This is a genomic window from Kribbella catacumbae DSM 19601, assembly GCF_000372465.1.
Taxonomy (GTDB): domain Bacteria; phylum Actinomycetota; class Actinomycetes; order Propionibacteriales; family Kribbellaceae; genus Kribbella; species Kribbella catacumbae.
On sequence record NZ_AQUZ01000010.1, the window covers coordinates 141,457 to 163,635 of the forward strand.

At 68.2% G+C, this 22,179-nt stretch carries 23 protein-coding genes; 9 read left to right on the plus strand and 14 right to left on the minus strand.

From position 1 onward, the window contains the following. Positions 1 to 103 precede the first annotated feature (103 nt). The 3 genes from A3ES_RS0113335 to A3ES_RS47110 all read left to right on the plus strand — a co-directional run bounded on the left by A3ES_RS0113335 (position 104) and on the right by A3ES_RS47110 (position 2,006). On the plus strand, positions 104 to 691 hold the full coding sequence (locus tag A3ES_RS0113335) for a hypothetical protein (RefSeq protein ID WP_020387321.1): 588 nt from the start codon (positions 104 to 106) through the stop codon (positions 689 to 691). Further along, positions 688 to 1,098 carry a ferritin-like domain-containing protein gene (locus A3ES_RS0113340; protein WP_020387322.1) on the plus strand — a complete coding sequence of 137 codons (411 nt, stop codon included), beginning with the start codon at positions 688 to 690 and terminating at the stop codon, positions 1,096 to 1,098. Before A3ES_RS0113335 ends, A3ES_RS0113340 begins: the two co-directional genes overlap by 4 nt. 248 nt (positions 1,099 to 1,346) lie before the next feature. Continuing rightward, complete coding sequence (locus tag A3ES_RS47110) at positions 1,347 to 2,006, plus strand: lysoplasmalogenase family protein (protein WP_020387323.1); 660 nt, start codon at positions 1,347 to 1,349, stop codon at positions 2,004 to 2,006. Here the strand turns inward: A3ES_RS47110 and A3ES_RS0113350 are convergent. Beyond that, positions 1,926 to 2,927, minus strand: a complete 1,002-nt coding sequence (locus tag A3ES_RS0113350; RefSeq protein ID WP_020387324.1) for a sigma-70 family RNA polymerase sigma factor — start codon at positions 2,925 to 2,927, stop codon at positions 1,926 to 1,928. The two genes, A3ES_RS47110 and A3ES_RS0113350, sit on opposite strands and share 81 nt — an antisense overlap. 67 nt (positions 2,928 to 2,994) lie before the next feature. Between A3ES_RS0113350 and A3ES_RS0113355 the strand changes: the two genes are divergently transcribed. From A3ES_RS0113355 to A3ES_RS0113365, 3 genes are all read left to right on the plus strand, one after another. Beyond that, positions 2,995 to 3,771 (plus strand): SDR family NAD(P)-dependent oxidoreductase, encoded by a 777-nt coding sequence (locus A3ES_RS0113355; RefSeq protein ID WP_020387325.1) that lies wholly within the window; start codon positions 2,995 to 2,997, stop codon positions 3,769 to 3,771. A gap of 12 nt (positions 3,772 to 3,783) precedes the next feature. Beyond that, positions 3,784 to 4,173, plus strand: a complete 390-nt coding sequence (locus A3ES_RS0113360) for a YchJ family protein (protein WP_020387326.1) — start codon at positions 3,784 to 3,786, stop codon at positions 4,171 to 4,173. Positions 4,174 to 4,341: 168 nt separating this feature from the next. Then, on the plus strand, positions 4,342 to 5,319 hold the full coding sequence (locus A3ES_RS0113365; RefSeq protein ID WP_026162838.1) for a GlxA family transcriptional regulator: 978 nt from the start codon (positions 4,342 to 4,344) through the stop codon (positions 5,317 to 5,319). Positions 5,320 to 5,346: 27 nt separating this feature from the next. Here A3ES_RS0113365 and A3ES_RS0113370 read toward each other — a convergent pair whose 3' ends face one another. From A3ES_RS0113370 to hisD, 12 genes are all read right to left on the minus strand, one after another. Next, positions 5,347 to 6,756: an alkaline phosphatase PhoX gene (locus tag A3ES_RS0113370; protein ID WP_020387328.1), complete on the minus strand. Its 1,410-nt coding sequence runs from the start codon at positions 6,754 to 6,756 to the stop codon at positions 5,347 to 5,349. Between the two features lie 99 nt (positions 6,757 to 6,855). Next, positions 6,856 to 8,160 (minus strand): ABC transporter substrate-binding protein, encoded by a 1,305-nt coding sequence (locus A3ES_RS0113375; RefSeq protein ID WP_157630489.1) that lies wholly within the window; start codon positions 8,158 to 8,160, stop codon positions 6,856 to 6,858. A gap of 38 nt (positions 8,161 to 8,198) precedes the next feature. Next, complete coding sequence (locus A3ES_RS0113380; protein WP_020387330.1) at positions 8,199 to 9,305, minus strand: branched-chain amino acid ABC transporter permease; 1,107 nt, start codon at positions 9,303 to 9,305, stop codon at positions 8,199 to 8,201. Further along, positions 9,302 to 10,189, minus strand: coding sequence for a branched-chain amino acid ABC transporter permease (locus tag A3ES_RS0113385; RefSeq protein ID WP_020387331.1), 888 nt, complete (start codon positions 10,187 to 10,189; stop codon positions 9,302 to 9,304). Before A3ES_RS0113385 ends, A3ES_RS0113380 begins: the two co-directional genes overlap by 4 nt. Then, entirely contained in the window at positions 10,186 to 12,024 is a 1,839-nt protein-coding gene (locus A3ES_RS0113390) for an AMP-dependent synthetase/ligase (RefSeq protein ID WP_020387332.1), read from the minus strand. The genes A3ES_RS0113385 and A3ES_RS0113390 overlap by 4 nt, the downstream gene beginning before the upstream one ends. Beyond that, positions 12,021 to 12,803: an ABC transporter ATP-binding protein gene (locus A3ES_RS0113395; RefSeq protein WP_020387333.1), complete on the minus strand. Its 783-nt coding sequence runs from the start codon at positions 12,801 to 12,803 to the stop codon at positions 12,021 to 12,023. The genes A3ES_RS0113390 and A3ES_RS0113395 overlap by 4 nt, the downstream gene beginning before the upstream one ends. Continuing rightward, complete coding sequence (locus A3ES_RS0113400) at positions 12,800 to 13,585, minus strand: ABC transporter ATP-binding protein (RefSeq protein WP_020387334.1); 786 nt, start codon at positions 13,583 to 13,585, stop codon at positions 12,800 to 12,802. The genes A3ES_RS0113395 and A3ES_RS0113400 overlap by 4 nt, the downstream gene beginning before the upstream one ends. 357 nt (positions 13,586 to 13,942) lie before the next feature. Beyond that, the gene (locus A3ES_RS0113405) at positions 13,943 to 14,482 is read right to left on the minus strand and encodes a YciI family protein (RefSeq protein WP_020387335.1); all 540 of its coding nucleotides are present in this window, start codon (positions 14,480 to 14,482) and stop codon (positions 13,943 to 13,945) included. Next, on the minus strand, positions 14,482 to 15,123 hold the full coding sequence (gene hisH / locus A3ES_RS0113410; protein WP_020387336.1) for an imidazole glycerol phosphate synthase subunit HisH: 642 nt from the start codon (positions 15,121 to 15,123) through the stop codon (positions 14,482 to 14,484). The genes A3ES_RS0113405 and hisH overlap by 1 nt, the downstream gene beginning before the upstream one ends. After that, the gene (gene hisB, locus A3ES_RS0113415; protein WP_020387337.1) at positions 15,120 to 15,719 is read right to left on the minus strand and encodes an imidazoleglycerol-phosphate dehydratase HisB; all 600 of its coding nucleotides are present in this window, start codon (positions 15,717 to 15,719) and stop codon (positions 15,120 to 15,122) included. Before hisB ends, hisH begins: the two co-directional genes overlap by 4 nt. Further along, complete coding sequence (locus A3ES_RS0113420; protein WP_020387338.1) at positions 15,716 to 16,834, minus strand: histidinol-phosphate transaminase; 1,119 nt, start codon at positions 16,832 to 16,834, stop codon at positions 15,716 to 15,718. The genes hisB and A3ES_RS0113420 overlap by 4 nt, the downstream gene beginning before the upstream one ends. Beyond that, positions 16,834 to 18,156 carry a histidinol dehydrogenase gene (gene hisD / locus A3ES_RS0113425; protein WP_020387339.1) on the minus strand — a complete coding sequence of 441 codons (1,323 nt, stop codon included), beginning with the start codon at positions 18,154 to 18,156 and terminating at the stop codon, positions 16,834 to 16,836. Before hisD ends, A3ES_RS0113420 begins: the two co-directional genes overlap by 1 nt. Before the next feature lie 148 nt (positions 18,157 to 18,304). Here hisD and A3ES_RS0113430 point away from each other — a divergent pair, with 148 nt between their 5' ends. From A3ES_RS0113430 to A3ES_RS0113440, 3 genes are all read left to right on the plus strand, one after another. Beyond that, on the plus strand, positions 18,305 to 18,973 hold the full coding sequence (locus tag A3ES_RS0113430) for an LON peptidase substrate-binding domain-containing protein (protein WP_020387340.1): 669 nt from the start codon (positions 18,305 to 18,307) through the stop codon (positions 18,971 to 18,973). 74 nt (positions 18,974 to 19,047) lie between these two features. Then, entirely contained in the window at positions 19,048 to 19,284 is a 237-nt protein-coding gene (locus A3ES_RS0113435; RefSeq protein WP_020387341.1) for a ribbon-helix-helix domain-containing protein, read from the plus strand. Next, a complete protein-coding gene (locus tag A3ES_RS0113440) occupies positions 19,284 to 19,589 on the plus strand; it encodes a type II toxin-antitoxin system PemK/MazF family toxin (RefSeq protein ID WP_020387342.1) in 306 nt (101 codons plus the stop codon). Before A3ES_RS0113435 ends, A3ES_RS0113440 begins: the two co-directional genes overlap by 1 nt. 649 nt (positions 19,590 to 20,238) lie before the next feature. Here the strand turns inward: A3ES_RS0113440 and ilvD are convergent. Beyond that, complete coding sequence (gene ilvD, locus A3ES_RS0113445; RefSeq protein ID WP_020387343.1) at positions 20,239 to 22,089, minus strand: dihydroxy-acid dehydratase; 1,851 nt, start codon at positions 22,087 to 22,089, stop codon at positions 20,239 to 20,241. Positions 22,090 to 22,179: the final 90 nt, after the last annotated feature.

Genomic DNA, 22,179 nt, shown 5'->3' on the forward strand with positions numbered 1-22,179 from the left:
GCACCCGTTACGCACCCCGGCAATCCGACCGAGGGCAGTAGCCCACCATATCCGGCAACCGAGGTGTCCGAGCACGCGCCTGCCTCGGGATAGGGTTTCGGCCGTGCCGAACGATCCTCAGCTTCTCCCCCGCCGGACGGCCGTCGTCGCCCGCCGGACCACGCTGCGGGCTGCGGCGCTAGCAGCCGGTACTGCGATCCTGCTGGCCGGCTGCAGCGACGACCCCGGCGAGCCCGGGGCCGGGGGCGGCACGCAAAGCGGCGGCACCAAGGGCCCGGACGGCAAGAAGCAACCCGAGCCGAGTACCGACCCGGCAGTGGTGGCTGCCCTGTCGACTGCGGCCGGCCAGGTGGCGCAGGCCGCCCAGCGACTGAGTGCCGCGAGCAAGGCCTACCCCGCCTTGGCCGCCCAACTCGCCATCGCAGCGAAGTACCACGCTCAGCACTTGGCGAAGCTCAACGAGGCGTCCGGTGCTGACCCGGCGGCCGTCGACAAGCTGCCGCCACTGCCGACGGGGGCAGCGGCCGCCCTGGCGGATCTGGCGAGTCGCGAGCAGAAGCTGTCCGTCGCCCACGCCACCTCGGCGGCGAAGCTGTCCGGGCCGCACGCCCGCCTGCTTGCCATGGTCGCCGCCTCCGAGACCCAGCTGGCCGCCTCCCTGACCGTCAAGAAGAAGCAGGCCGCCCGGTGACTCAGGTTCAGGCTCTCCAATCCGCTCTAGCCGGCGAGCACGCCGCCCTGTACGGCGTCGGCGTGGCAGGCGGCAAGCTGAGCGGAGCCAAGTTCCAGGCGGCGTCCGAGCTCGACGAGCGACACCGCCGGCAACGGGACAAGCTCACCGATCTGCTGATCGCAGCCGGCGAAACCCCAGCCGCAGCCGAACCGGCGTACGACCTGCCGCTCGCCGTGACGACCCCAGCAACCGCGACGGCCCTGATCCTCCTAATCGAACGCCGCCTGGCGGCCGTCTACGCCGACTTGGTCGAGAACGCCGAGCAGGACGCAGTCCGCGCCCTAGCGATCCAAAACCTGCTCGCCGCCTCCGCAACCCAGATCAGCTGGGGCGGCGCCCCGGTCGCCTTCCCCGGCGCAGTCTGAACCGAACCGCCTCCCACGCAGCTCCGCCGCCGCGAGCCCGCGGGCCACTTTGAGCACCGGGAAGGCAGCTACCCGCCAGTAGAACGCACAGCCGGTGCCCAAAGTCGCGCCCCAGACGCTCAGCACCGCCGTGGCCGGCGGCGATTGATGGGCTGAGAGTCCTTCATTCCCGCCGGGTTGCCCGCGTGAGGCGAAGTACTCGCCAGAGGTTCGCCCGTTGGACACCGGCGTGCGGAAGACTCGCACGCATGAAGCTTGGGCAGCTGGCGGACGGGCGGCGGCGGTTGGCGGCGTACTGGGGGGCGACTGTCATCCAGGTGGCTGCCGTTGCTTTTGACACCAAATTGCTGAAGCAGGCAAGCAAGGTGACCTTGATGCCTTTGCTGTTGTCGTGGACGCAGACGCAAGACACGCCGCCGCTCATCCAGGCAGCCCTGCTCGCATCCGCGGCCGGGGATCTCTTGCTGGAGACGGATCTGCAACTGGCCGGCATCGCCGCCTTCGCTGCGGCGCATGCTTGCTACCTCGCCGTCTTCCTATCCAAGCCCGGCGAGCGATCCTGGCGTGTACTAGCGGCGTACGGCGCATTGTGGGCAGCCCTGATCGCACTGCTGGCTCGCGATCTCGGCTCTCAACGAGTCCCGGTCGCCGCCTACGCGTTGTTGCTCACGGCAACGGCGGTCGCGTCGAGATGGCACAACCCTCGCAGCGGGTTCGGCGGCGCGCTCTTCCTCATCTCCGACGCGCTCATCGCGATGCGCCTCGCCGGTCGCGACTTCCCGGGCCGTGGCGTGCTGGTCATGTCCACGTACGCCACAGGGCAGTACCTACTCGTCTCCGGTGCCAGGAAGCGAGAGCGGCAGCCCGAAGTACGGGAACAAACTGGTATCGAAGCGAGTGAAAGCTGAGATCCGGTCGCCGGTCAGAGTGAGGACGAACAGCCCTCCTCCATGGCGAGTGGCGCCGTGGAGGTAGGCGCCGAACGCCGGCTGGCCGTTCGCCCGCGTCGGCACCAGGCTGACCCGCCGGCCCGACCTGAAGATGGTCGCGAACAGACCGGCCGCGGCATCGCGACCCTCGTACTCGAGCGGAATCGGTGGCATCGACACGAAGACGTCATCGGTGAACAAGGCAACCAACGCCTCGACATCGCCGGCCTCGTAAGCGCTCACGAACCTCGCCACCACCGCCCGCTCCTGCGCTGAATCGGAGGCGGGTGCTGGTTCGGCAGGCGTCCGGCGCCGGAGACCGGCTCGGGCTCGTTTGAGAGCGCTGCTGACCGACTCAACCGTGGAGTCGAGCATCTCGGCGACTTCGCTCGCCCGGAAGCCGAGCACCTCACGCAGGATCAGTACTGCGACCTGACGCGGAGGCAGCGCCTGGACCGCGGCCACGAAGGCCAGCGAGATCGACTCGCTCTGCTCGACGCCCGTTTCCGGGCTCAGCGCCACCGCGCCATCGAGCAGCGCGTCGGGATACGGCTCGAGCCACGCGACTTCGCCGTACCGGGTCGGTTCGGGCGGTTCGACCGATGGCATGCTCCACTGCTCGGCCGGGCGCCGGCTGGCTGAGCGCCGCGCGTTGAGGCAGCGGTTGGTGGCGATCCGGTAGAGCCAGGTGCGGATCGAGGCGCGCCCTTCGAAGTCGGCGATCCCCCGCCAGGCGGCGAGCAGTGTGTCCTGCAGGGCGTCTTCGGCATCGTGCAGCGAGCCGAGCATCCGGTAGCAATGCACCTGCAGCTCGCGCCGGTACGGCTCAGTGAGTTCACGGAACGCCTCGCCATCTCCGGCCCGCGCCCTGCTGATCAGCTCCTGCGTCACCTTCACCATTGTATGGACACCAGCGGCGCCAGGAACTGGGCGCCAGGTTTCAGGAAGGCGTGGTGTCTGTATCGGCATGATGCTCAAAAACAAGATCGCAGTGGTCTATGGAGCCGGCGGCGAGATCGGCGGCGCCGTCGCTCGCGCCTTCGCACTCGAAGGCGCCGAAGTCTTCCTCACCGGCCACCGGCTGGCGCCCGTCCAAGCAGTCGCCAACGAGCTAGCCGCCGAAGCAGCACAAGTCGACGCCCTGGACGAAGAGGCGGTGGACAACCACCTGGAATCCGTCGTCGAGAAGGCCGGCCGCGTCGACATCTCCTTCAACGCGATCGGCCTGCCGAACGCGAACATCATCGGCACCCCACTGACCGACCTGGAGGCCGCCTGGTTCACCCAGCCGCTCGCCGGGTACGCCCTCTCCTACTTCCTGACCGCACGCCTGGCAGCCCGCCGGATGATCGCTCAGAAGTCGGGGGTCATCATGACCGTCACCGCGCTCCACTCCAGGACAGGCCTCCCGCTGGTCGGCGGCTTCGGCCCGGCGATGGCCGCCAAGGAGGCTCTCACCCGAGACCTGTCCGCCGAGCTCGCGCCGTACGGCGTACGCGTGGTCGGGCTGCGTCCGCAGGGCATGCCCGAGACCCGCACGATCCGGGACGCCTACGAGCCCCGCGCCAAGGCATCGGGCATGACCTGGGAGCAGTGGCTGGAACTACTCGCCGGCCGGACCCACCCACGACGCCTGATGACTCTCGAGGAGATGGCGAACCTGGCCGCCTTCATGGCCTCCGACAAGGCCAGCGGGATGACCGGGACAACCGTCAACCTGACCATGGGCAGCTTGGATGACTGACACAATCCTGAGATGGCCAAACGCACCACCACCTGCCTGTGCGGTCTCCCCGCACCGTACGCCGACTGCTGCGGCAGCCTCCACGCCGGCCGTACTTCGGCAACCACCGCCGAGCAGCTCATGCGATCGCGGTACTCCGCGTTCGTAGTACGCGATGCGGCCTATCTCCTCCGCAGCTGGTCCTCCGCAACCCGCCCGCCCGAGCTCCACTTGGACGACGACCTCGAGTGGACGGGCCTGGAGATCCTCAGCAGCACAGGCGGAAGCCCTTTCCACACCGAAGGCACCGTCGAATTCCGAGCGACCTACAAGGCCGACGGCACGCCAGGCGACCAACACGAGAACAGCCGCTTCATCCGCGAAAACGGCTCATGGGTGTACGTCGAACCGCAGGGTCGCTAGACCGAAGCGGGTGTGACAGCTGGTCGGCGAGCCAGCCGAGGAGGGTTAGCAGGGCGACTGCGGCGGCGTACACGACGAGCTGGATGAGGATGAGCACACGGGCCATCGTCGCGAGGCGTGGCAGTGGACGACAGTGGCAAGAATGCCGCTCACCGATAGAATATGGTCATGCATCGCGTCGCAGTCGTTGCCGCCGATCGGGTGAACAGTCTCGATCTCGCGATCCCCGGGCAGGTCTTCGGGACCGCGCACTCCCAGGACAAGGCGGCCGGGGCACTGTTCGGCGCCCCGCTGTACGACGTGGTCGTGTGCGGGGAGCGACCTGACCTCGTCGTGACCGGCCGCGGCGGAGCGGAGATCTTCCGGCTGACCGCGTCACACGACCTGTCCGAAGCCCTGACCGCCGACACCGTGATCGTGCCGGGTGCACGCACGGACATCGATCCGTCCCCCCAGGTGCTCGACGTACTGCGACAGGCACACGACCGCGGCGCGCGGATCGCCTCGATCTGCAGCGGCGCCTTCATGCTGGCCGCGGCGGGGCTGCTCGACGGACGGCGGGCGACAACCCACTGGACCGCCGCCGACGAGTTGGCTCAGCGGTATCCGCAGATCGAGGTCGATCCCAACGTGCTGTTCGTCGACGAAGGCGATGTGCTCAGTTCAGCCGGGGCAGCGACCGGCCTCGACCTGTGCATCCACATGGTGCGCAACGACTTCGGGTCGGCGGTTGCCGCCGACGTCGCCCGCCACGTCGTGGTCGCACCCCAGCGCGAAGGCGGGCAGGCACAGTTCATCGTTCACCGCGAACCCACCGGCGACAGTGGATCGCTCGAGCCGACGATGCGGTGGCTGCGAGACCGCCTTGATGAACCGCTCACGCTGGCCGACATCGCGGGGCATGCAGCCATCAGTCCGCGCACCCTCAACCGGCGTTTCCGCGAACAGACCGGGGTCACCCCGCTGCAGTGGCTGCTCACTCAGCGCGTGCGGCACGCCCAGGAACTCCTGGAAACGACGAGCCTGTCTGTCGAAGAAACGGCCAGACACTGCGGTTTCGGCACCTCGATCAACCTGCGTCAGCACTTCGCGCGCCAGGTACAGATGTCACCCCTGGCCTACCGGCGCGCCTTCCAGCTGCGCTGAGCTGGAAGGCGCGGAAACCAGAGGGGGTCAGCGGCGACGGCGCCAGGGGCCGGTCACGGCGTAGGTGATTCCTGGCGTATAGACGTTGAAGAACATCGTCCGGCCGTCGGCCGAGAAGCCGGCGCCGGCCAGTTCGCCGTACTCCGGCTCTTCGGGCGTGCCGTTGTTGACCCGGTTGCGGGCGAACTTGAAGACCTCTCCGTCCTCGGTCGTGCCCAGGATGTGCTGCTCACCCAACCCGTCCTCGCACATCATCAGACCGCCGTACGGCGACATCGTGATGTTGTCGGGGGCATCGAACTCGGGGTCGTCCGAGCCGGGCTTGGGCCGGGTGAAGATGACCACCAGCTTCAGCGTCTTCTTGCGCGGGTCGTACCGCCAGACCTGGCCGTCGTGGTCGACCTTCGGGCCGAGTTCCGTCCGCGCGAACGACGATACGAAGTACACGCAGCGGTCCAGCTGGCCCCACCAGCAGCCCTCGAGCTTGTAGCCGCCGGTGATCGGCTTCGCGTAGTCCTGGGCGCGCACCGATTCCGTGGTCGCGAGCGGGTCGGGCACCTTCACCCACTGCACGTTGTCGAAGCTCGTCCCAGGCTCCTGTACGACGGACAGGTCGGGCAGCCCGTCGATGTGCATGGCCTGGAGTTCGCCACCGGCCCGCAGACTCCCCCAGCCGCCGCGGGGACGGTTCGGGAGGAAGCGGTAGAAGCCGCCGAGGGGCGCGACGAAGGCGTCCTCGGTTTCGTAGACGATGCCGGTACTCGGGTCGATCGCGACCGCCTCGTGCTGGAACCGTCCCATCTCCTTCAACGCGAAGGGCTGGTTGTTCCGGCGATCGTCGTACGGGTCGACCTCGAAGATGAAGCCGTGGTCCTTGGTGTAGCCGCTGGTGCCCGCCTTGAGCTCAGTCTCCTCGCAGGTCAGCCAGGTGCGCCACGGGGTCACGCCGCCGGAGCAGTTGATCGCAGTACCGCCGAGGCTGACGTACTCGTTGGTGGGGTTGTTGTGCCGGTCCACGACGACCGTGCTGGTACCGCCGGCGCCGCCTGGGTCGTAGGTGCGCTCAGGCGGGGCGACGACCTTGATCTTGGCGGACGGGCTGCACTCGTGGTTGCGGACCAGCCGGCTGCCGCCGTGCCGGTCAGGGAAGGCACCCATGCCGTCGAAGCGACTCGGCACCGGCGGAGTGCCCGGCTTCGTGACGGTGCCCTCGCGGGACACCACTTTGTAGCTGAAACCACGCGGCAGGTCGAGCATGCCGGCCGGGTCAGGGATCATCGGCCCATAGCCGACCTTCGGCCCGGACGTACCGAGCGCGGGCTCGGCGGTGTAGAGGGCCTCGACGGACCCCACGACACTGACGGCAATGCCTGCCGCGGCCGCACGGGCGACGAACTGCCGCCTGGACAGGGGATTCGACTGCGGTTCCACGGACACGCGGGCCTCCTTGAGCGGAATTATCTTTCGATCACCAGCGAACGTATGGTGAACGGCCGATGACTACAAGGTGAACCGCGCGCCGTGGACAGAAAATACTTACTGGTAACAGGGCTTGCTGAACTCGTGCTTCGCCGCCGTCTTGCCGGTGAAGAAGTCCTTCTCGACCTTCACTCCGGTGGGCGCCGTCGGGTCCACCTTGGAGATGATGCTCTGCCGGAAGACCCGCTCGTTCGGCTCGCCGCCGAACCGGCCGGCCTCCGCGGGCAGCATCCCTTCGTAGTCGACCTTCTCCAGCGACTTCACCGCTGCCAGCAGCCCGGCCCGGGTGAGGTCCTTGGAGTCGACCGCCTTCTGCAGCGCCGCCTTCAGCGGGTACGACCAGACCCAACCGGCCGTGTAGCCGTCGTTGGGCGCGGCCTTGAACATCGCCTGGTCCAGCGACTCGCCCAGCGCCTTGTGACCCGCAGTTTCCGTGCCGTATGGCGCCCAAGGTCCCGATTGCCGGTAGAGCGCGGTCAACGCCGGAGCGGCCGGGCTCTTCAGCAGCGCCGGGTTCCAGGTCGGGCTGGTGCCGATGAACTGGCCCTTGAAACCGGCCTGGGCGGATCCACCGACGATGGTCGCCGCCTCGGTCGGACCGGTGGTCAGGATGACCAGGTCAGGCTTGGCCTCGACCAGTTTCTGGATCGCCGCGCCCTGGTTCTCCTGGCCGGGCGCGGTCGGGATGTCGGTGAACTTCATCCCGTTCGCCTCGGCCGCGATCTTCGTACCGGCCGCCGCGTCGTCGCCGTAGTCACCCGGGAAGTGCACCGCGGCCACGCTCTTGGCCTGCAACGTCTCAGCCCCGAAGTCGACCGAGTTCATCGACTCGAAGCAGTAGTTCGTGCCCGACTCCAAGATGACGTCCTCGAACGCCCAGGCCGACGTCCACGAGGCCGGCACCCCGATCATGTTGCTGGACTTCAGGTCGGCGAGGATGGCCGCGGTGGTCGGCGAACCGAGAGTCTGGGCCAGGCCGAGCACGTCCGGCTTGATCTCGGAGTACACCTCGTTGTGGATCTGCGGGTTGTACTTGTTGTCCTTCGTGTACTTCGAAACGTCGACCTCGTAGCCGCCGATCCCGCCCGCGGTGTTGACCCGCTTCCAGAACGCCTTCTGGCTCTCGGTGATCGGCACGCCGAGCGCCTTGAACGGGCCCTCGGTCAGGTCGGAGATCGAGCCGAGGTAGATACATCCCTTGGCTTTGTCCACCGCGGCCGGGCACGGCTCCTTGGTGACGCCGACGTCGAACTTGACGCCTTCGCTGCCCTGCTGCGTCTCCGGGGCGTCGCTGCGGCACCCTGCGACGGCCAGTACGGCGGCCACCAGGCCCACCGCGACCATCCTGCGACTTCTGTACATCGCTCTTCCTCCTCGGGCTGCCGGCACCGACTGGTGAGTCAGTGCGAGAACGGCCATGACTTCCAGTAGGTGCGAATGCGGACCCAGATCCCGAACAACCCTCGTGGTTCGAAGATCAGGAATCCGATGATCAGCAGGCCGTACAGAATCGTTTCGACCTGGAAGATCGTGATGCCTCCGGCCGTCGAGCTGCTGCTGATGAACGGCAGCACGGCCGGGAGTTCGCGGGTGACCCGCGGCAACAGGGTGATGAACACCGCGCCCATGATCGATCCCGAGATGGTGGCGACGCCGCCGACCAGGATCATCGCGATGTACTGCACCGACATCGCCAGGTTGAACGACCCCGGCTCGACGAAGCCGATCATCACGTACAACAGCGCCCCCGCGACGCCGGCGTAGAACGACGACACCGCGAAGGCGATCATCTTGTACCGGGTCACGTCGACGCCGATCACCTCGGCGGCCAGATCGCGATCGCGGACGGCGGCCAGCGCCCGGCCGATCCGGGACCGGACCAGGTTCCGCGCCAGGACGCCGAAGATCACCAGCAGCACGAACATCAGCAGATAGAGCTTCTGCGCCTTGGTGAAGATCGCGCCGTCGACCGCGAACTGCAGCCCGAACAACTCCGGCACCGCGGCCGGCCGGCCGACGCCCACTCCCCCGGTGAGATCCCGCCAGTGCTTGAACAGGTGCTCCCCGATGAACACCAGCCCGAGCGTCACGATGGCCAGGTACAGCCCCCGCAGCCGAGCGGCCAGCGGGGCCACGATCAACCCGGCCAGCCCCGCGACCAGGCCCGCCGCCAGCAACCAGATCGGCAGCGAGGTGATCCCGAATCCGATCAGCCGGGTGCTGTCCGGATCACCTGACAGTGCCGCCGCGGTGTACGCCCCGATCGCGAGGAAGAACGCATGCCCGAGCGACACCTGACCGGCGTACCCGGTGACGAGGTTGAGGCCGATCGCGCCGATCGACGCGACGAACGCGGTCGCCAGGACGACGAGCAGGTCGTCCTCGAGCATGAACGGCAGCAGGACCGCGACCAGCACCAGGCCGAGCGTCCACCACCGTTTGGCCGGGGTGTTCAGCAGCGCCATGTCCTGCCCGTACGACAGGTAGAGCAGCGGGCGACCCCTCATATTCGTTCGACCTCTCGTGTGCCGAACAGGCCGTACGGTTTGACCAGTAGGACGAGCAGCATCAGCAGGTACGGCACGACCAGGAAGAAGTCGCCGCCGAACACCGGGCTGAGGTTGCCGCCGTAGTTGCCGACGAGTGCCTCGACCACGCCGATCGTGAGTCCGGCGATCACCGCGCCACCGAGCGAGTCGAGACCGCCGAGGATGATCACCGGCAACGCTTTGAGCGCGGTGAGCCAGAGGTTCTGCTCCAGCCCGATCCCGGTGGACAGGAAGACCCCGGCGAGTCCGGCCAGCATCGCCGCGAGTGCCCAGGACAGCGAGAACACCCGCCCGACCGAGACGCCCTGGGCCAGTGCGACCTCCTGGTCCGAAGACGCCGCGCGCATCGCCAGGCCGGTTCGCGACCAGCGGTAGAAGGCGAACAAGGCCGCGACGACCACCAGCGTCGTCACCAGGGTGGCGAGGTGCCGCTGGTCGATGGTCACCCCGAGCAGCTTTAGCTGCTTCAGGCCCCAAGGATCGCCCATCTGGCGGATGTCCAGGCCGATGAAGGAGTTCACCACCGTACGGATCACGATGTCGACGCCGAGGGTGATGATCGCGATCACGAAGACCGGCTTGCCGATCATCGGCCGCAGCGCGACCCGCTCCACCCCGGCACCGAGCAGGGCCGTGAGCAGCAGGGAGATGAGCACCGCCAGGAAGAAGTTCATCGACAGCACCAGGTGGCTGACCAGGACGCCGCCCGCCATCATGAAGGCCGGCTGGGCGAAGCTGATCACCCGCATGGACTTGTAGATGATGACGAACCCCAACGCCAGCAGGGCGTAGATCGAGCCGTTGCCCAGACCCCGGACCACCGTGGCGACGAACTCGTTCACCGGGTGCCTCCCTGGTACATCGACTCGACCAGTTCGGCGAAGGTGTCGGAGACGGCGCTGCGCTTGACCTTCATGGTCGCGGTCAGCTCGCCGTCCTCGTGGTCGAGCAACTTCGGCAGCATCCGGAACCGCTTGACCTGCTCGGCCGCGGCGAACCGTGCGTTCACCTCGTCGACGACGCCTTGGACGAGCGCGATCACCTCGGGCTTCGAGGACAGATCGTGGTACGTCGAGTACGGCAGCCGGTGCACCTGGGCCCAGTGGCCGACGGTGTCCGGCTCGATCCCGATCAGCGCGGTCAGGTACTTGCGCCGGTCGCCGATCACCACCGCCTCCTTGATGTACGGCGAGGCCTTCAGCGCGTTCTCCAGTTCGGACGGCGCGACGTTCTTACCGCCGGCGGTGATGATCAGGTCCTTCATCCGGTCGGTGATCCGCAGATGGGTGCCGTCGACCCACTCCCCCACGTCGCCGGTGTGCAACCAGCCGTCCGGGTCGATCATCCGCGCGGTCGCCTCCGGGTCGTGCCAGTAGCCCGCGAAGGTGCCCGGGTGCCGGGTGAGGATCTCGCCGGTGGTCTCGTCGATCCGCAGTTCGGATCCCTCGTGCGGCTCGCCGACCGTGCCGACCTTGACCCTGCCCGGACGGTTCGCGGTGGCGACGGCCGAGTTCTCGGTCATCCCGTACACCTCGTGCATCGGGAGTCCCAACCCCATCAAGAAGCGCAGTACTTCGGGTGCGATCGGCGCGGCACCCGAGGCGGCGTACCGGACCTTGCGGAGGCCTGTCCGGTCCATCAATGCCCGGTAGCAGAGCACGTAGCCGACTGCATAGACCAGCCGGGACGCCGGCGTGTGCTTGCCGCCGTTGGCGGCGAGGGTCTCGCCGATCCAGTCCGCCCGGCGCAACCAGTACCCGCCGATCTTCCGCTTCAGCCAGGTCGCCGACCCGACCCGGATCTGGACGCCGGCCGTGATCTTCTCCCAGATCCTCGGTACGCCGAACAGGACCGTCGGCTGCACCTCGTACAGATTGGTGGTGACCGTCTCGATCGACTCGGCGAAGTGCACGGTGACCCCGGCGCCGGCGCCGAACCAGCAGCTGAAGACCCGCTCGGCCACGTGACACAGCGGCAGGTACGACAGCACGCAGTCCTTGTGCGACGGCGGCGGCGAGGTGAAGCCACCCTGCTCGACGAGCTCCCGGATGGCGTAGTCGACGTTGGCCACCGTCAGCATCACACCCTTGGGCGGCCCGGTGGTGCCCGACGTGTAGACCAGGGTCGCCACGTCGTCCGGGCCGGCGCCGGCCATCCGGTCCTGCACCGCCTCGGGATGCGCCTCACGGTGCTCATTGCCCAGGGCAAGGAAGTCCGGCCAGGCCAGCAGCCGCGGATCGTCGTACCGGTGCCTGATGCCGCGAGGCTCGACGAAGACGATGCGCTCGAGATCGGGGAGTTCGCCGGCGACGGCCAGGGCTTTGTCGACCTGCTCCTGGTCCTCCGCGATCAGCACCCGGGTACCGGAATGGCGAAGCAGGTAGGCGACTTCGGCGGCCGGGTTGGTCGGGTAGAGGCCGACCGTCACGGCCCGCACCGAGACCGAGCCGACGTCGGTGTAGAGCCACTCCCGCCTGTTCTCCGAGTGGATCGCCACCCGATCCCCCGGCTCGATGCCGAGGGCAAGCAAAGCGTGGCCGACGAGCTCAGCGGTGTACCAGTACTGCGACCAGCTGACCTGTTGCCACAGGCCCATATCCTTCTCCCGCAGGGCGATCACGTTCGGCGTCGCGATCGCCCGGTCCCGCACCCTGGTGGCAATCGTCGCCGTGCTCATGCCCGCTCCACAATCCGGTGTTCTTCGCCCAGGTAGGCGCGCACCACGTCGGGATCGGCTGCGACCTCCTGCGGCTTGCCGGTCCGGATCGGGCGGCCGAAGTCGACCACCATGATCCGGTCGGCCAGGTCCATCACCAGGCCCATGTCGTGCTCGACCATCACCATCGGCAGGCCCAGCTCGTCGCGGATGTCGAGAATGAACCGGGCCATGTCCTCGGTCTCCTCCAGGTTCATCCCGGCCACCGGTTCGTCGAGCAGCAGCAGCTTCGGCTCCGAGGCGAGCGCCCGGCCGAGCTCCACCCGCTTCTGGACGCCGTACGGGAGCAGGCCGACCGGCATCCGCCGCCACTGCGCGAGTTCGAGGAAATCGACGATCTCCTCGACCGCCCGCCGGTTGGCGAACTCGTTCCGGCGGGCCTTGCCCAGCCAGCCGAGCGCGGCCAGTACGCCGTACGGGTGGTGGTGATGGCGGCCGAGCATCAGGTTGTCGAGCACCGTCAGGTTCGAGAACAGCTCGATGTTCTGGAAGGTCCGGGCGATCCCGAGCCGCGCGATCGCGTGCGGACGCAGGCCGAGCAGCTCCTGGTCGCCGAATCGGACCGAGCCTCGCTGCGGCCGGTAGACGCCCGAGAGCACATTGAAGATCGAGGTCTTGCCGGCGCCGTTCGGGCCGATCACGGCGAACAGTTCGCCGGCTTCGACGGTGAAGCTCACGCCGTTCAGCGCGGTCACGCCGGAGAACTCGAGCAGCACGTCGTCGAACGTCAGCACCTTCACGACAACCACCGCTTCCGGCGCCGGTAGTGCTTCACGTCGCGGAAGGATCTGGAGCCGCCCTCGGCGCCGAGGCCGAGATAGAACTCGCGGACGTCGCCGTCGTTCAGCAATTCCGCGGCCGGCTTGTCCATCACCATCGCGCCGTTCTCCAGCACGTAGCCGTGTTCGGCGATCGACAGCGCCATCGCTGCGTTCTGCTCGACCAGCAGCACGGTGGTACCGGCGGCGTTGATCTCGACGATCACGTCCCGGATCTGCTGCACGATCATCGGCGCCAGGCCGAGACTCGGCTCGTCCATCAGTAAGTACCGCGGATCCGACATCAGCGCCCGGCCGATCGCCAGCATCTGCTGCTCGCCGCCGGACAGGTAGCCGGCCGTCTTGCGCTGCCGCTCGGCCAGCACCGGGAACAGTTGGTAGGTCCGGTCGAGATTCGCCTTCAGCGACCGGGGGGCGACATGCCCGCCGACGCGCAGGTTCTCCTCGACTGTCAGGTCGGCGAGGATCCGCCGGCCCTCCATCACCTGTTTGATGCCCAGGGCAGCTATCCGGCTGGCGCCCAAGCCGTGGATGGGTTCGCCGTCGAGGGTGATCGTGCCACGGCGTACCTCACCGTCGTGCACGTCCAGCAAGCCGGAGATGGCCCGCAACAGCGTGGACTTGCCGGCCCCGTTGGCCCCGAGCAGGGCAACGATCTGCCCCTGCGGGACCTCGAGGCTGACGCCTCGGAGTACCAGCATCACGTCGTCGTAGACAACCTCGAGATTCGTCGCTGCCAGCAAGTCCGGCCTCCTGGATCCCCAAGGTTCCAACCGTCCTGGCGAGTGAGTGTGACAGCCCCGATGTCATCTACGGAAGAGTTCCGCCCCGAAAATCGGACGCCGCTCCCCAAACTGTGATCGAGCTGAATCCTCTGCCTGAGTACGCGTTTGAGGCAGGACAGGAGCAAACGACGAAACGTCGTCGTACACAGGCCCGAGGAAGACGACCGGCCCCGGACCGCCACCACTACCAAACCCCGGCCCCACCCCTCGACACGCCGAGGGCAAGCGCTTGCTCGCGAGGTTCGACAGTGGTGGCCGTCCGCCCCGCAAGCGGATCCCGTTCGTGAGCAGGTCGTCGCTGGCCGTGACCAGCGTTTACGAGCGGCCGCCGCGTTGCCAGCGGCGTGCGGTGATCACCATCGCCGATTCATCGTTCAACTGGTCGGCGACCGGCGAGACGATGCCCGCCGCTTCCTCCGGCAGAGCGGTGAGAGCTGCGACGAGTCCGACGGACTTGGCTCCGTCGTCGTCGACGAGCAGCGCCAGGAAGCTCAACTGGCCGTCCGCGAGCTGCGGGCTGACCGCCTCGACCGGCGCCCACTCCGCGGTCACCAGCGTCCGCGGTGCGTCGTCCGTCCGGTTGACCAGTACGACGGCCCGCACCACCGTCAGTGGCTCGTAGAAGCCAGCCGACCAGTAGGGCTCCTCGTACGCGAACCGCTCCGCAGCGGCGCGATCGTCCACGTCGACGACATGGACGCTCCCCGTATGGTCCTCGCCGTCGCCGGACAGCGTCGGCCCACGAAGGATCAGCCGATCGGCGTACTGATCCATGTAGGACCAGTGCGCCTCCGCGTTCTCGATCAGCCCGGCCAGGACCTCAGGCTTGTCATCGCCCTGGACGTAGAACGGCACTACAGCGACCGGACCCAGTTGGCGAGCAACTCCGCGCCCGCGTCACCCGACTTCTCCGGGTGGAACTGGGTCGCGGTCAGCGGCCCGTTCTCGACCGCGGCGACAAACCGGTCTCCGCCGTACGTCGTCCAGGTGACGGTCGGCGTGACGGAGGCCCGGGTGTCCGTGAGCTGCCATTCGCGGACGCCGTACGAGTGAACGAAGTAGAAGCGTTCCTTCTCGATCCCCTCGAACAGCTTGGTCGCGCCATCCACCTCGACCGTGTTCCAGCCCATGTGCGGAACGGGCTCCGCGCCGGTGGGCTGGAGTCGCTCGACCACTCCGGGCCACTGCTCGCAGCCTTCGGTCTCGACGCCGTGTTCGATGCCTTTGGCAAACAAAATCTGCATGCCGACGCAGATGCCCAGCACCGGCCGGCCGCCCGTCAGCCGGCGGTCGACGATGTCGTCGCCCCGGACCGCCTTCAGCCCGGTCATACAAGCCTCGAAAGCGCCGACGCCGGGGACCAGCAGCCCGTCGGCGTTCAGCGCTTCGTCGAAGTCCGCGGTGACGGTAACGTCGGCGCCGACCCGCTGCAGCGCGCGCTCGCCGGAGCGGATGTTGCCTGAGCCGTAGTCGAGCAGGACGACCTTCTTGCTCACAGGGCGCCCTTGGTCGAGGGGATGCCCGGCTGCCGCGGATCGAGCTCGGCAGCGTCCCGGAGCGCCCGGGCGAACGCCTTGAACTGCGCCTCGACGATGTGGTGCGGATCGCGGCCGGACAGCACCCGGATGTGGATGCAGATCGCGGCGTTGAACGCGAGCGTCTCGAAGACGTGCTGGGTCAGCGAGCCGGCGTAGTCGCCACCGATGATCGCGTAGACCTGACCGTCGGGCTCGCCCGTGTGGACGCAGTACGGGCGGCCGGACAGGTCGACCGTGCAGTGCACGAGCGCCTCGTCCAGCGGCACGGTCGCGTCGCCGAAGCGGCGGATCCCGCGCTTGTCACCCAGAGCCTGCTTCAACGCTTGGCCGATGCCGATCGCGGTGTCCTCGACGGTGTGGTGCGCGTCGATCTCGAGGTCGCCGACCGTGTTCACGTGCAGGTCGAGCAGAGCGTGCTTGGCCAGCGCGTTGAGCATGTGGTCGTAGAAGCCGACGCCGGTGGAGATGTCGGCGCGCCCGGTGCCGTCGAGGTCGAGCTCGACGAGCACCTTGGACTCGCTGGTCTCCCGGTCGACCCGGGCCGTCCTAGTCATGATGACCTTCCTAGATCAGTCTTGAGCACCTTCTCCAGCGAGGCCCGGAACGCGGCCATCTCGGCGCCGGTGCCGATCGACACCCGCAGCCAGCCGTTGGGTCCGGTCTCCCGGATCAGTACGCCGTCGTCCAGCAGCGACTGCCAGACCGCGTGCCGATCGGCGAAGGTGCCGAAGAGTACGAAGTTCGCATCCGAATCGACCGCGCGCAACCCCTGTGCCCGCAGCCAATCCACGGTCTCATCGCGCTCGGTCCGCAGTTGCTCGACCCGGCCGAGCAACTCGTCGGAATGCCGCAGCGCCGCCCGCGCGACCGCCTGAGTGACGGCCGACAGGTGGTACGGCAACCGAACGATGCGCAGGGCATCGACCAGTTGCTTGCTCGCGGCAAGGTAACCGACCCGCGCTCCGGCCAGCGCGAACGCCTTGGAGGTCGTCCGGGCCACCGCCAGATTGGGGTACGACGGCAACAACGTGACCGCGCTCGGCGTACCGGTACGGCGGAACTCGGCATACGCCTCGTCCACCACGAGGACTGCCCCCATCCCCGCTGTCCGGGCGGCGACCGCCTCGATCAGCTGGATCGGCAGCGCAGTACCGGTCGGGTTGTTGGGTGAGGCAAGCAGTACGACGGATGGCCGGTGTCGCGAGATCGCCGCGAGCGCCTTGCTCTGGTCGAGGGTGAAGTCCTCGGAGCGTCGGCCGGTGACCCAGTTGGTGTTCGTGTCGCGGGCGTACTCCGGGTACATCGAGTACGTCGGCGCGAACGACAGCGCAGTACGGCCTGGTCCGCCGAAGGCCTGCAGCAGGTGCAACATCACCTCGTTGGAACCATTGGCCACCCACACCTGCTCGGCCGTGAGCTGAGCACCCGACTCACGACCCAGGTACGCCGCGAAGTCGGCGCGCAGGGCAAGGAACTCGCGGTCCGGGTAGCGGTTCAGCCCGCGGGCCGCCTCGGCCACCGACGCGGTGATGTCCGCGACGGTCGCCTCGCTCGGCGGGTACGGGTTCTCGTTGACGTTGAGCAGGACGGGCACGTCCAGCTGCGGTGCGCCGTACGGCTCGAAGCTCTTCAGCTCGTCGCGGATCGGCAGCCCGTCGAAGCGCCCCATCAGGTCCCATCCTTGAAGCGGACCGACACCGCGGCACCGTGGGCCGGCAGGTCCTCGGCGTGCGCGAGCGCGACCACGTGCCCGGCGACCTCCTGCAAGGCCTCGCGGGTGTAGTTCACGACGTGCATCGCCTTCAGGAAGCTGCGCACGGACAGGCCGGACGAGTGGCACGCACAGCCCGCGGTCGGGAGGACGTGGTTCGAGCCCGCGCAGTAGTCGCCCAGCGAGACCGGCGACCAGCCACCGACAAAGATCGCGCCGGCGTTGCTGATCAGCAGGGCGCGCTCCTCCGCGTCGACCGTCTGGATCTCCAGGTGCTCGGCCGCATACGCATCGACGACCGCCGTACCCTGCTCCAGATCATCGACCAGTACTACGGCCGACTGCTGCCCGCCGAGCGCCTCGCTCACCCGCTCGTGGTGCTTGGTCCGCGGAACCTGGACGGCGAGCTCAGCCTCGACCGCGGCGGCCAGCGTCTCGCTCGGCGTGACCAGGACGCTCGCGGCCATCGGGTCGTGCTCTGCCTGGCTGATCAGGTCGGCGGCGACGTGCGCCGGATCGGCCGAATCATCAGCCAGTACTGCGATCTCGGTCGGCCCGGCCTCGGAGTCGATGCCCACCTCGCTCTGCACGAACCGCTTGGCCGCGACCACGTAGATGTTGCCCGGACCGGTGACCAGGTTGACCTTGCGGCACCCCTCGAAGCCATACGCGAAGCCGGCGATCGCCTGCGCGCCACCGATCGCATAGACCTCGTCGATCCCCAGCATCGCGCACACGGCGAGCACAGTCGGGTGCGGAAGACCCCCAAATTCCTTCTGAGGCGGCGATGCCAGGGCAAGGCTGGTGACCCCGGCAACCTGCGCCGGTACGACGTTCATCACCACGCTGGACGCGAGCGGCGCGCGGCCACCCGGAACGTAGAGCCCGACCCGCTGCACCGGCACCAGCCGCTGAGTCACCCGGCCACCGGCCGCGGGCTGCGACTCCACGTCGGTGCCGCGCTCGTCCTCGCTGACCTCGCGGACCCGCCGGATCGACTCCTCCAGCGCACTGCGCACCGCCGGGTCGAGCTCCTCCAGGGCCGTCTTGAGCGCCTCGGCGGGGACCCGCGGGTCCTCCACCCGGACATGGTCGAACTTCTCGCCGTACTCCCTGATCGCCTCGATCCCGCGATGACGGACGTCCAGGCAGATCGGTCGGACGACGTCGAGGGCGGCCTCAACGTCGAATACGGCTCGGGGGACCAGGTCATGGACGGCTTGGAGGTCAAGAACCTCTCCGGCTGCCACTCGGCCCCGCAGGTCGACGCGGCGAATCATGACGCTCAGTCTACGGGCCACCCATGTCCCGCCCGCGCACTGTCCGCATGCTTGCCCCGTACCCCTGTCGGCGTTCACCCAGGTCAACTCCTGAGGCGACTGAAAGGCTGCACTTTCGAATGAGGTCGAATGGCCTAGGCTCAACAGCATGGACTCCCGCCTGCCACTACTCACTGTCGAGACAGTGATCTTCCCCGGGCTGGTGCTCCCGATTCCCGTCACGGACGTCCAGGGACGATCGGTGATCCGTGACCTGGTCGAGAACGGGGGCGAGATGGCCTGTGGCGCGGTGGCGGTCCGCGACGGCTACGAGCTCGGCGACCGGGTGTTCCGGTCGCTCTACGGCACCGGTTGCGCGGCGACCATCTCCGAGATCTCCCTGGACGTCGATGACGACGGCCCGGTCGAGATCACCCTGACCGGCAACCGCCGCTTCAAGGTCGCCGAGCTCGACAGCGGCGGCGACTACCTGGTCGCCGACGTCGAATGGCTCGACGAGGAGCCCGGCGACGACCCCCTCGGTACTGCGACCGTCGCAATCGAGCGCTTCCGCCGGTACGCCGCCGCCGTCACCGAGATCTCCCAGCCCGGCCTGCGAATCGGCGCCCTCCCCGACGACCCCAGCACCCTCTCGTACCTGATCTCGGCCGCGATGACCCTGGTCACCCCCGACCGCCAAAAACTGCTGGAAGCCGTCGACACCACCACCCGCCTGGCCCAGCTGGTCGGCCTCCTCGACAGCGAACTCTCCGCCATCAAAGCCCTACCGTCCCTCCCCGCGGCAGACCTGGCCTGGTCGGACCTGTCCCCGAACTGAGATGGCCGAGGAACATGGCAACCCGGCGTTCGGGAGTGGTAGAGAATTGAATCCCGGAGCGGTATGGTTTTGGTATGAGCAAGCAGATCACTGTGCGGTTGCCGGATGAGCTCGTGGAGTTCATGGATCGGCTGGTGGATGACAACAAGGCGTCCAGCCGGGCGTCGGTGGTTGCGCGCGCGATGGAGCGGGAGCGGCGGCGGGAGCTGGCCGAGCGGGATGCGGCCATCCTGGCGGAGCACGGTGGGTACGCCGACCTCGACGGGCTGGCGGTCGCCGCCGGCGGGACTGTGCTGGCCGACCTCGACTGATGCGGCCGCTGCACATCGCGCGGCTGGACAAGCCGCGCCCGGTCGTCGTGCTGACGCGTGAACTGATCCGCCCGCGACTGGCCAACGTCACCGTCGCGCCGATCACGAGCACCATCCGCGGCCTGTCGACCGAAGTACTGGTCGGCGCCCAGAACGGCCTGGATCACCCCAGCGCGATCAGCTGCGACAACATCCAGACCATCCCCAAGCTCCAGCTCGGCCGCCTGATCGGCTACCTCCTCCCCGCCCAGGAGGCCGCCCTGGCCGAGGCGATCACGCTTGCCTTCGACCTCGAGGGCCACTAGCCCAGCCCGGGCCGAGGTGGTCGCCTAGCGCAACGGATGGCCATGCATACCCAACTCGGCCGGCAAGCGATTACCTCGGCGTGTCGGCGCAGCCGGGTCGGGTGGTGCGTGCGTGGCGGTCCGGGAACCCCGGCCCCGTCGTGGCGCGACAGGTGCATGTGTCAGGGGACGGTGCTGTCTCGCCGGTGCGGAGCGGGNTGATCGGGGGACACTAGCGCCTAATCGGGACACTAGCGCGCTATAGCACGCCAGTGGCCCGATAAGGCGCTAGTGGTGCGGACAGGTAGGCGCCGATCGGCAGGTTGGAGGCCGGTCGGTCGGCTGGAGGCCTGCTCGGATGGACGGGTGGGCGGCGACCCGGGTGAGTCGCCCTGGCAATCGGTACCCCGATGGCGGCCGGCCGAAATGTGCCGATGCCCCCGATCGTGGCCAGTCCTCCCAGCGGCTCCGGAATAGCTGCGCCCTTCCCTGGTCGTGGTGGCGCGTGTCAAGAGTCGAACTCGTTGGATCCCGAAGGCGCTCTTGACGCGCGCCGCCGCGACTAGGGCCCTCAAGCAGCCCGGCGACGCGATCCACAGTCGCCTTCCCAACAGCCCCACGCAACCGGCCGCGCCTAGCCGTCAGCCCCCGCACCACCCCCATCGCTGAGTTAGCCGAGCTTGGTGACATCCCGTACTGCGCCCTTGTCCGCGCTGGTCGCCATCGCGGCGTACGCCCGCAGGGCCGCGGACACCTTGCGCTCGCGAGCCTTCGGGGCGTAGACACCGCCGAGGGCCTCCCGGCGAGCGGCTAGTACGTCGTCGGGGACCAGCAGCTCGATCGAGCGGCCGGGGATGTCGATGCGAATGCGGTCGCCGTCCTCGACCAGCGCGATCGTGCCGCCCGAGGCCGCCTCCGGGGAGGCATGGCCGATCGACAACCCCGAAGTACCGCCGGAGAAGCGGCCGTCGGTGACCAAAGCGCAGACCTTGCCCAGGCCGCGGCCCTTCAGGAACGACGTCGGGTAGAGCATCTCCTGCATGCCCGGGCCGCCCTTCGGACCCTCGTAGCGGATGACCACCACGTCACCGGGCTGAACTGCCTTGGCGAGGATCTTCTCCACTGCCTCTTCCTGGGACTCGCAGACAACGGCCGGGCCCTCGAAGGTCCAGATCGACTCGTCCACGCCCGCGGTCTTCACCACGCAGCCGTCCAGCGCCAGGTTGCCCTTCAAGACAGCCAGGCCGCCGTCGACGGAGTACGCGTGCTCGCGGTCGCGGATGCAGCCGCCGGCCGCGTCGGTGTCGAGAGTCTCCCAGCGCTCGGACTGCGAGAACGCCGTCGCCGACCGCTTGCAGCCAGGCGCCGCGTGCCAGAGCTCGACGGCCTCAGCCGAAGGCGAGCCGCCGCGGACATCCCAGTTCTTCAGCCACTCGTCCATCGAGGCGCTGTGCACGGTGTGGATGTCCTCGTTCAGCAACCCGGCGCGGTACAGCTCGCCCAGGATCGCCGGGATGCCACCCGCGCGGTGTACGTCTTCCATGTAGTAGGTGCCGCCGGGTGCGACGTTCGGCGCGACCTTCGCCAGGCAGGGCACGCGCTGCGAGACGGCGTTGATGTCGTCCAGGTCGAAGTCGACCTCGGCCTCCTGGGCCGCGGCGAGCAGGTGCAGGATCGTGTTCGTCGAGCCGCCCATCGCGATGTCGAGCGCCATCGCGTTCTCGAACGCGGCCCGCGAGGCGACCGTCCGCGGCAACACGGTGTGGTCGTCGGTTTCGTAATACCGCTTGGCGATGTCGACGACCGTCCGGCCGGCGTTCTCGTACAGGGCCTTGCGGGCGGTGTGGGTGGCGAGGACCGAGCCGTTGCCGGGCAGTGCCAGGCCGATCGCCTCGGCCAGGCAGTTCATCGAGTTCGCGGTGAACATGCCCGAACACGACCCGCAGGTCGGGCAGGCGTTCTCCTCGATCCGCAGGATGTCGGCGTCGGAGACGTTCTCGTTGACGGCCTCGGACATCGCGTCGATCAGGTCGAGCTTGCGCACGGTGCCGTCGACCAGGGTGGCCCGGCCGGCCTCCATCGGGCCGCCGGAGACGAACACGGCCGGGATGTTCAGCCGGAGCGCGGCCATCAGCATGCCCGGGGTGATCTTGTCGCAGTTGGAGATGCAGATCAGCGCGTCGGCGCAGTGCGCCTCGACCATGTACTCGACCGAGTCGGCGATCAGGTCGCGCGACGGCAGGCTGTAGAGCATCCCGCCGTGGCCCATCGCGATGCCGTCGTCGACGGCGATCGTGTTGAACTCGCGCGCGATCCCGCCGGCCGCGTGGATCGCCTCGGAGACGATCCGGCCGACCGGCTGCAGGTGGGTATGCCCCGGCACGAACTCGGTGAAGCTGTTCGCCACCGCGATGATCGGCTTGCCGAAGTCCTCTCTGGCGACGCCGGAGGCCATCATGAGGGCGCGGGCGCCCGCCATGTTGCGGCCGTGGGTGACGGTGCGGGACCTCAGTTCAGGCACGACGATCTCTCCAAGAATTCGCAGCAGACGACTCCCAGCATGGTGCCACTAACCGTCCAGATGCCGAAACGCTGGTCCCGGATGGCGGAT

Coding starts and splice junctions, on each gene's coding strand:
- A3ES_RS0113375 (WP_157630489.1), bottom strand. CDS start 8,160: ATGTACAGAAGTCGCAGGATGGTCGCGGTGGGCCTGGTGGCCGCCGTA.
- A3ES_RS0113430 (WP_020387340.1), top strand. CDS start 18,305: ATGGACTCCCGCCTGCCACTACTCACTGTCGAGACAGTGATCTTCCCC.
- A3ES_RS0113435 (WP_020387341.1), top strand. CDS start 19,048: ATGAGCAAGCAGATCACTGTGCGGTTGCCGGATGAGCTCGTGGAGTTC.
- A3ES_RS0113420 (WP_020387338.1), bottom strand. CDS start 16,834: ATGGGGCGCTTCGACGGGCTGCCGATCCGCGACGAGCTGAAGAGCTTC.
- A3ES_RS0113355 (WP_020387325.1), top strand. CDS start 2,995: ATGATGCTCAAAAACAAGATCGCAGTGGTCTATGGAGCCGGCGGCGAG.
- A3ES_RS0113365 (WP_026162838.1), top strand. CDS start 4,342: ATGCATCGCGTCGCAGTCGTTGCCGCCGATCGGGTGAACAGTCTCGAT.
- A3ES_RS0113360 (WP_020387326.1), top strand. CDS start 3,784: ATGGCCAAACGCACCACCACCTGCCTGTGCGGTCTCCCCGCACCGTAC.
- hisD (WP_020387339.1), bottom strand. CDS start 18,156: ATGATTCGCCGCGTCGACCTGCGGGGCCGAGTGGCAGCCGGAGAGGTT.
- A3ES_RS0113350 (WP_020387324.1), bottom strand. CDS start 2,927: ATGGTGAAGGTGACGCAGGAGCTGATCAGCAGGGCGCGGGCCGGAGAT.
- A3ES_RS0113390 (WP_020387332.1), bottom strand. CDS start 12,024: ATGAGCACGGCGACGATTGCCACCAGGGTGCGGGACCGGGCGATCGCG.
- A3ES_RS0113380 (WP_020387330.1), bottom strand. CDS start 9,305: ATGAGGGGTCGCCCGCTGCTCTACCTGTCGTACGGGCAGGACATGGCG.
- A3ES_RS0113440 (WP_020387342.1), top strand. CDS start 19,284: ATGCGGCCGCTGCACATCGCGCGGCTGGACAAGCCGCGCCCGGTCGTC.
- A3ES_RS47110 (WP_020387323.1), top strand. CDS start 1,347: ATGAAGCTTGGGCAGCTGGCGGACGGGCGGCGGCGGTTGGCGGCGTAC.
- hisB (WP_020387337.1), bottom strand. CDS start 15,719: ATGACTAGGACGGCCCGGGTCGACCGGGAGACCAGCGAGTCCAAGGTG.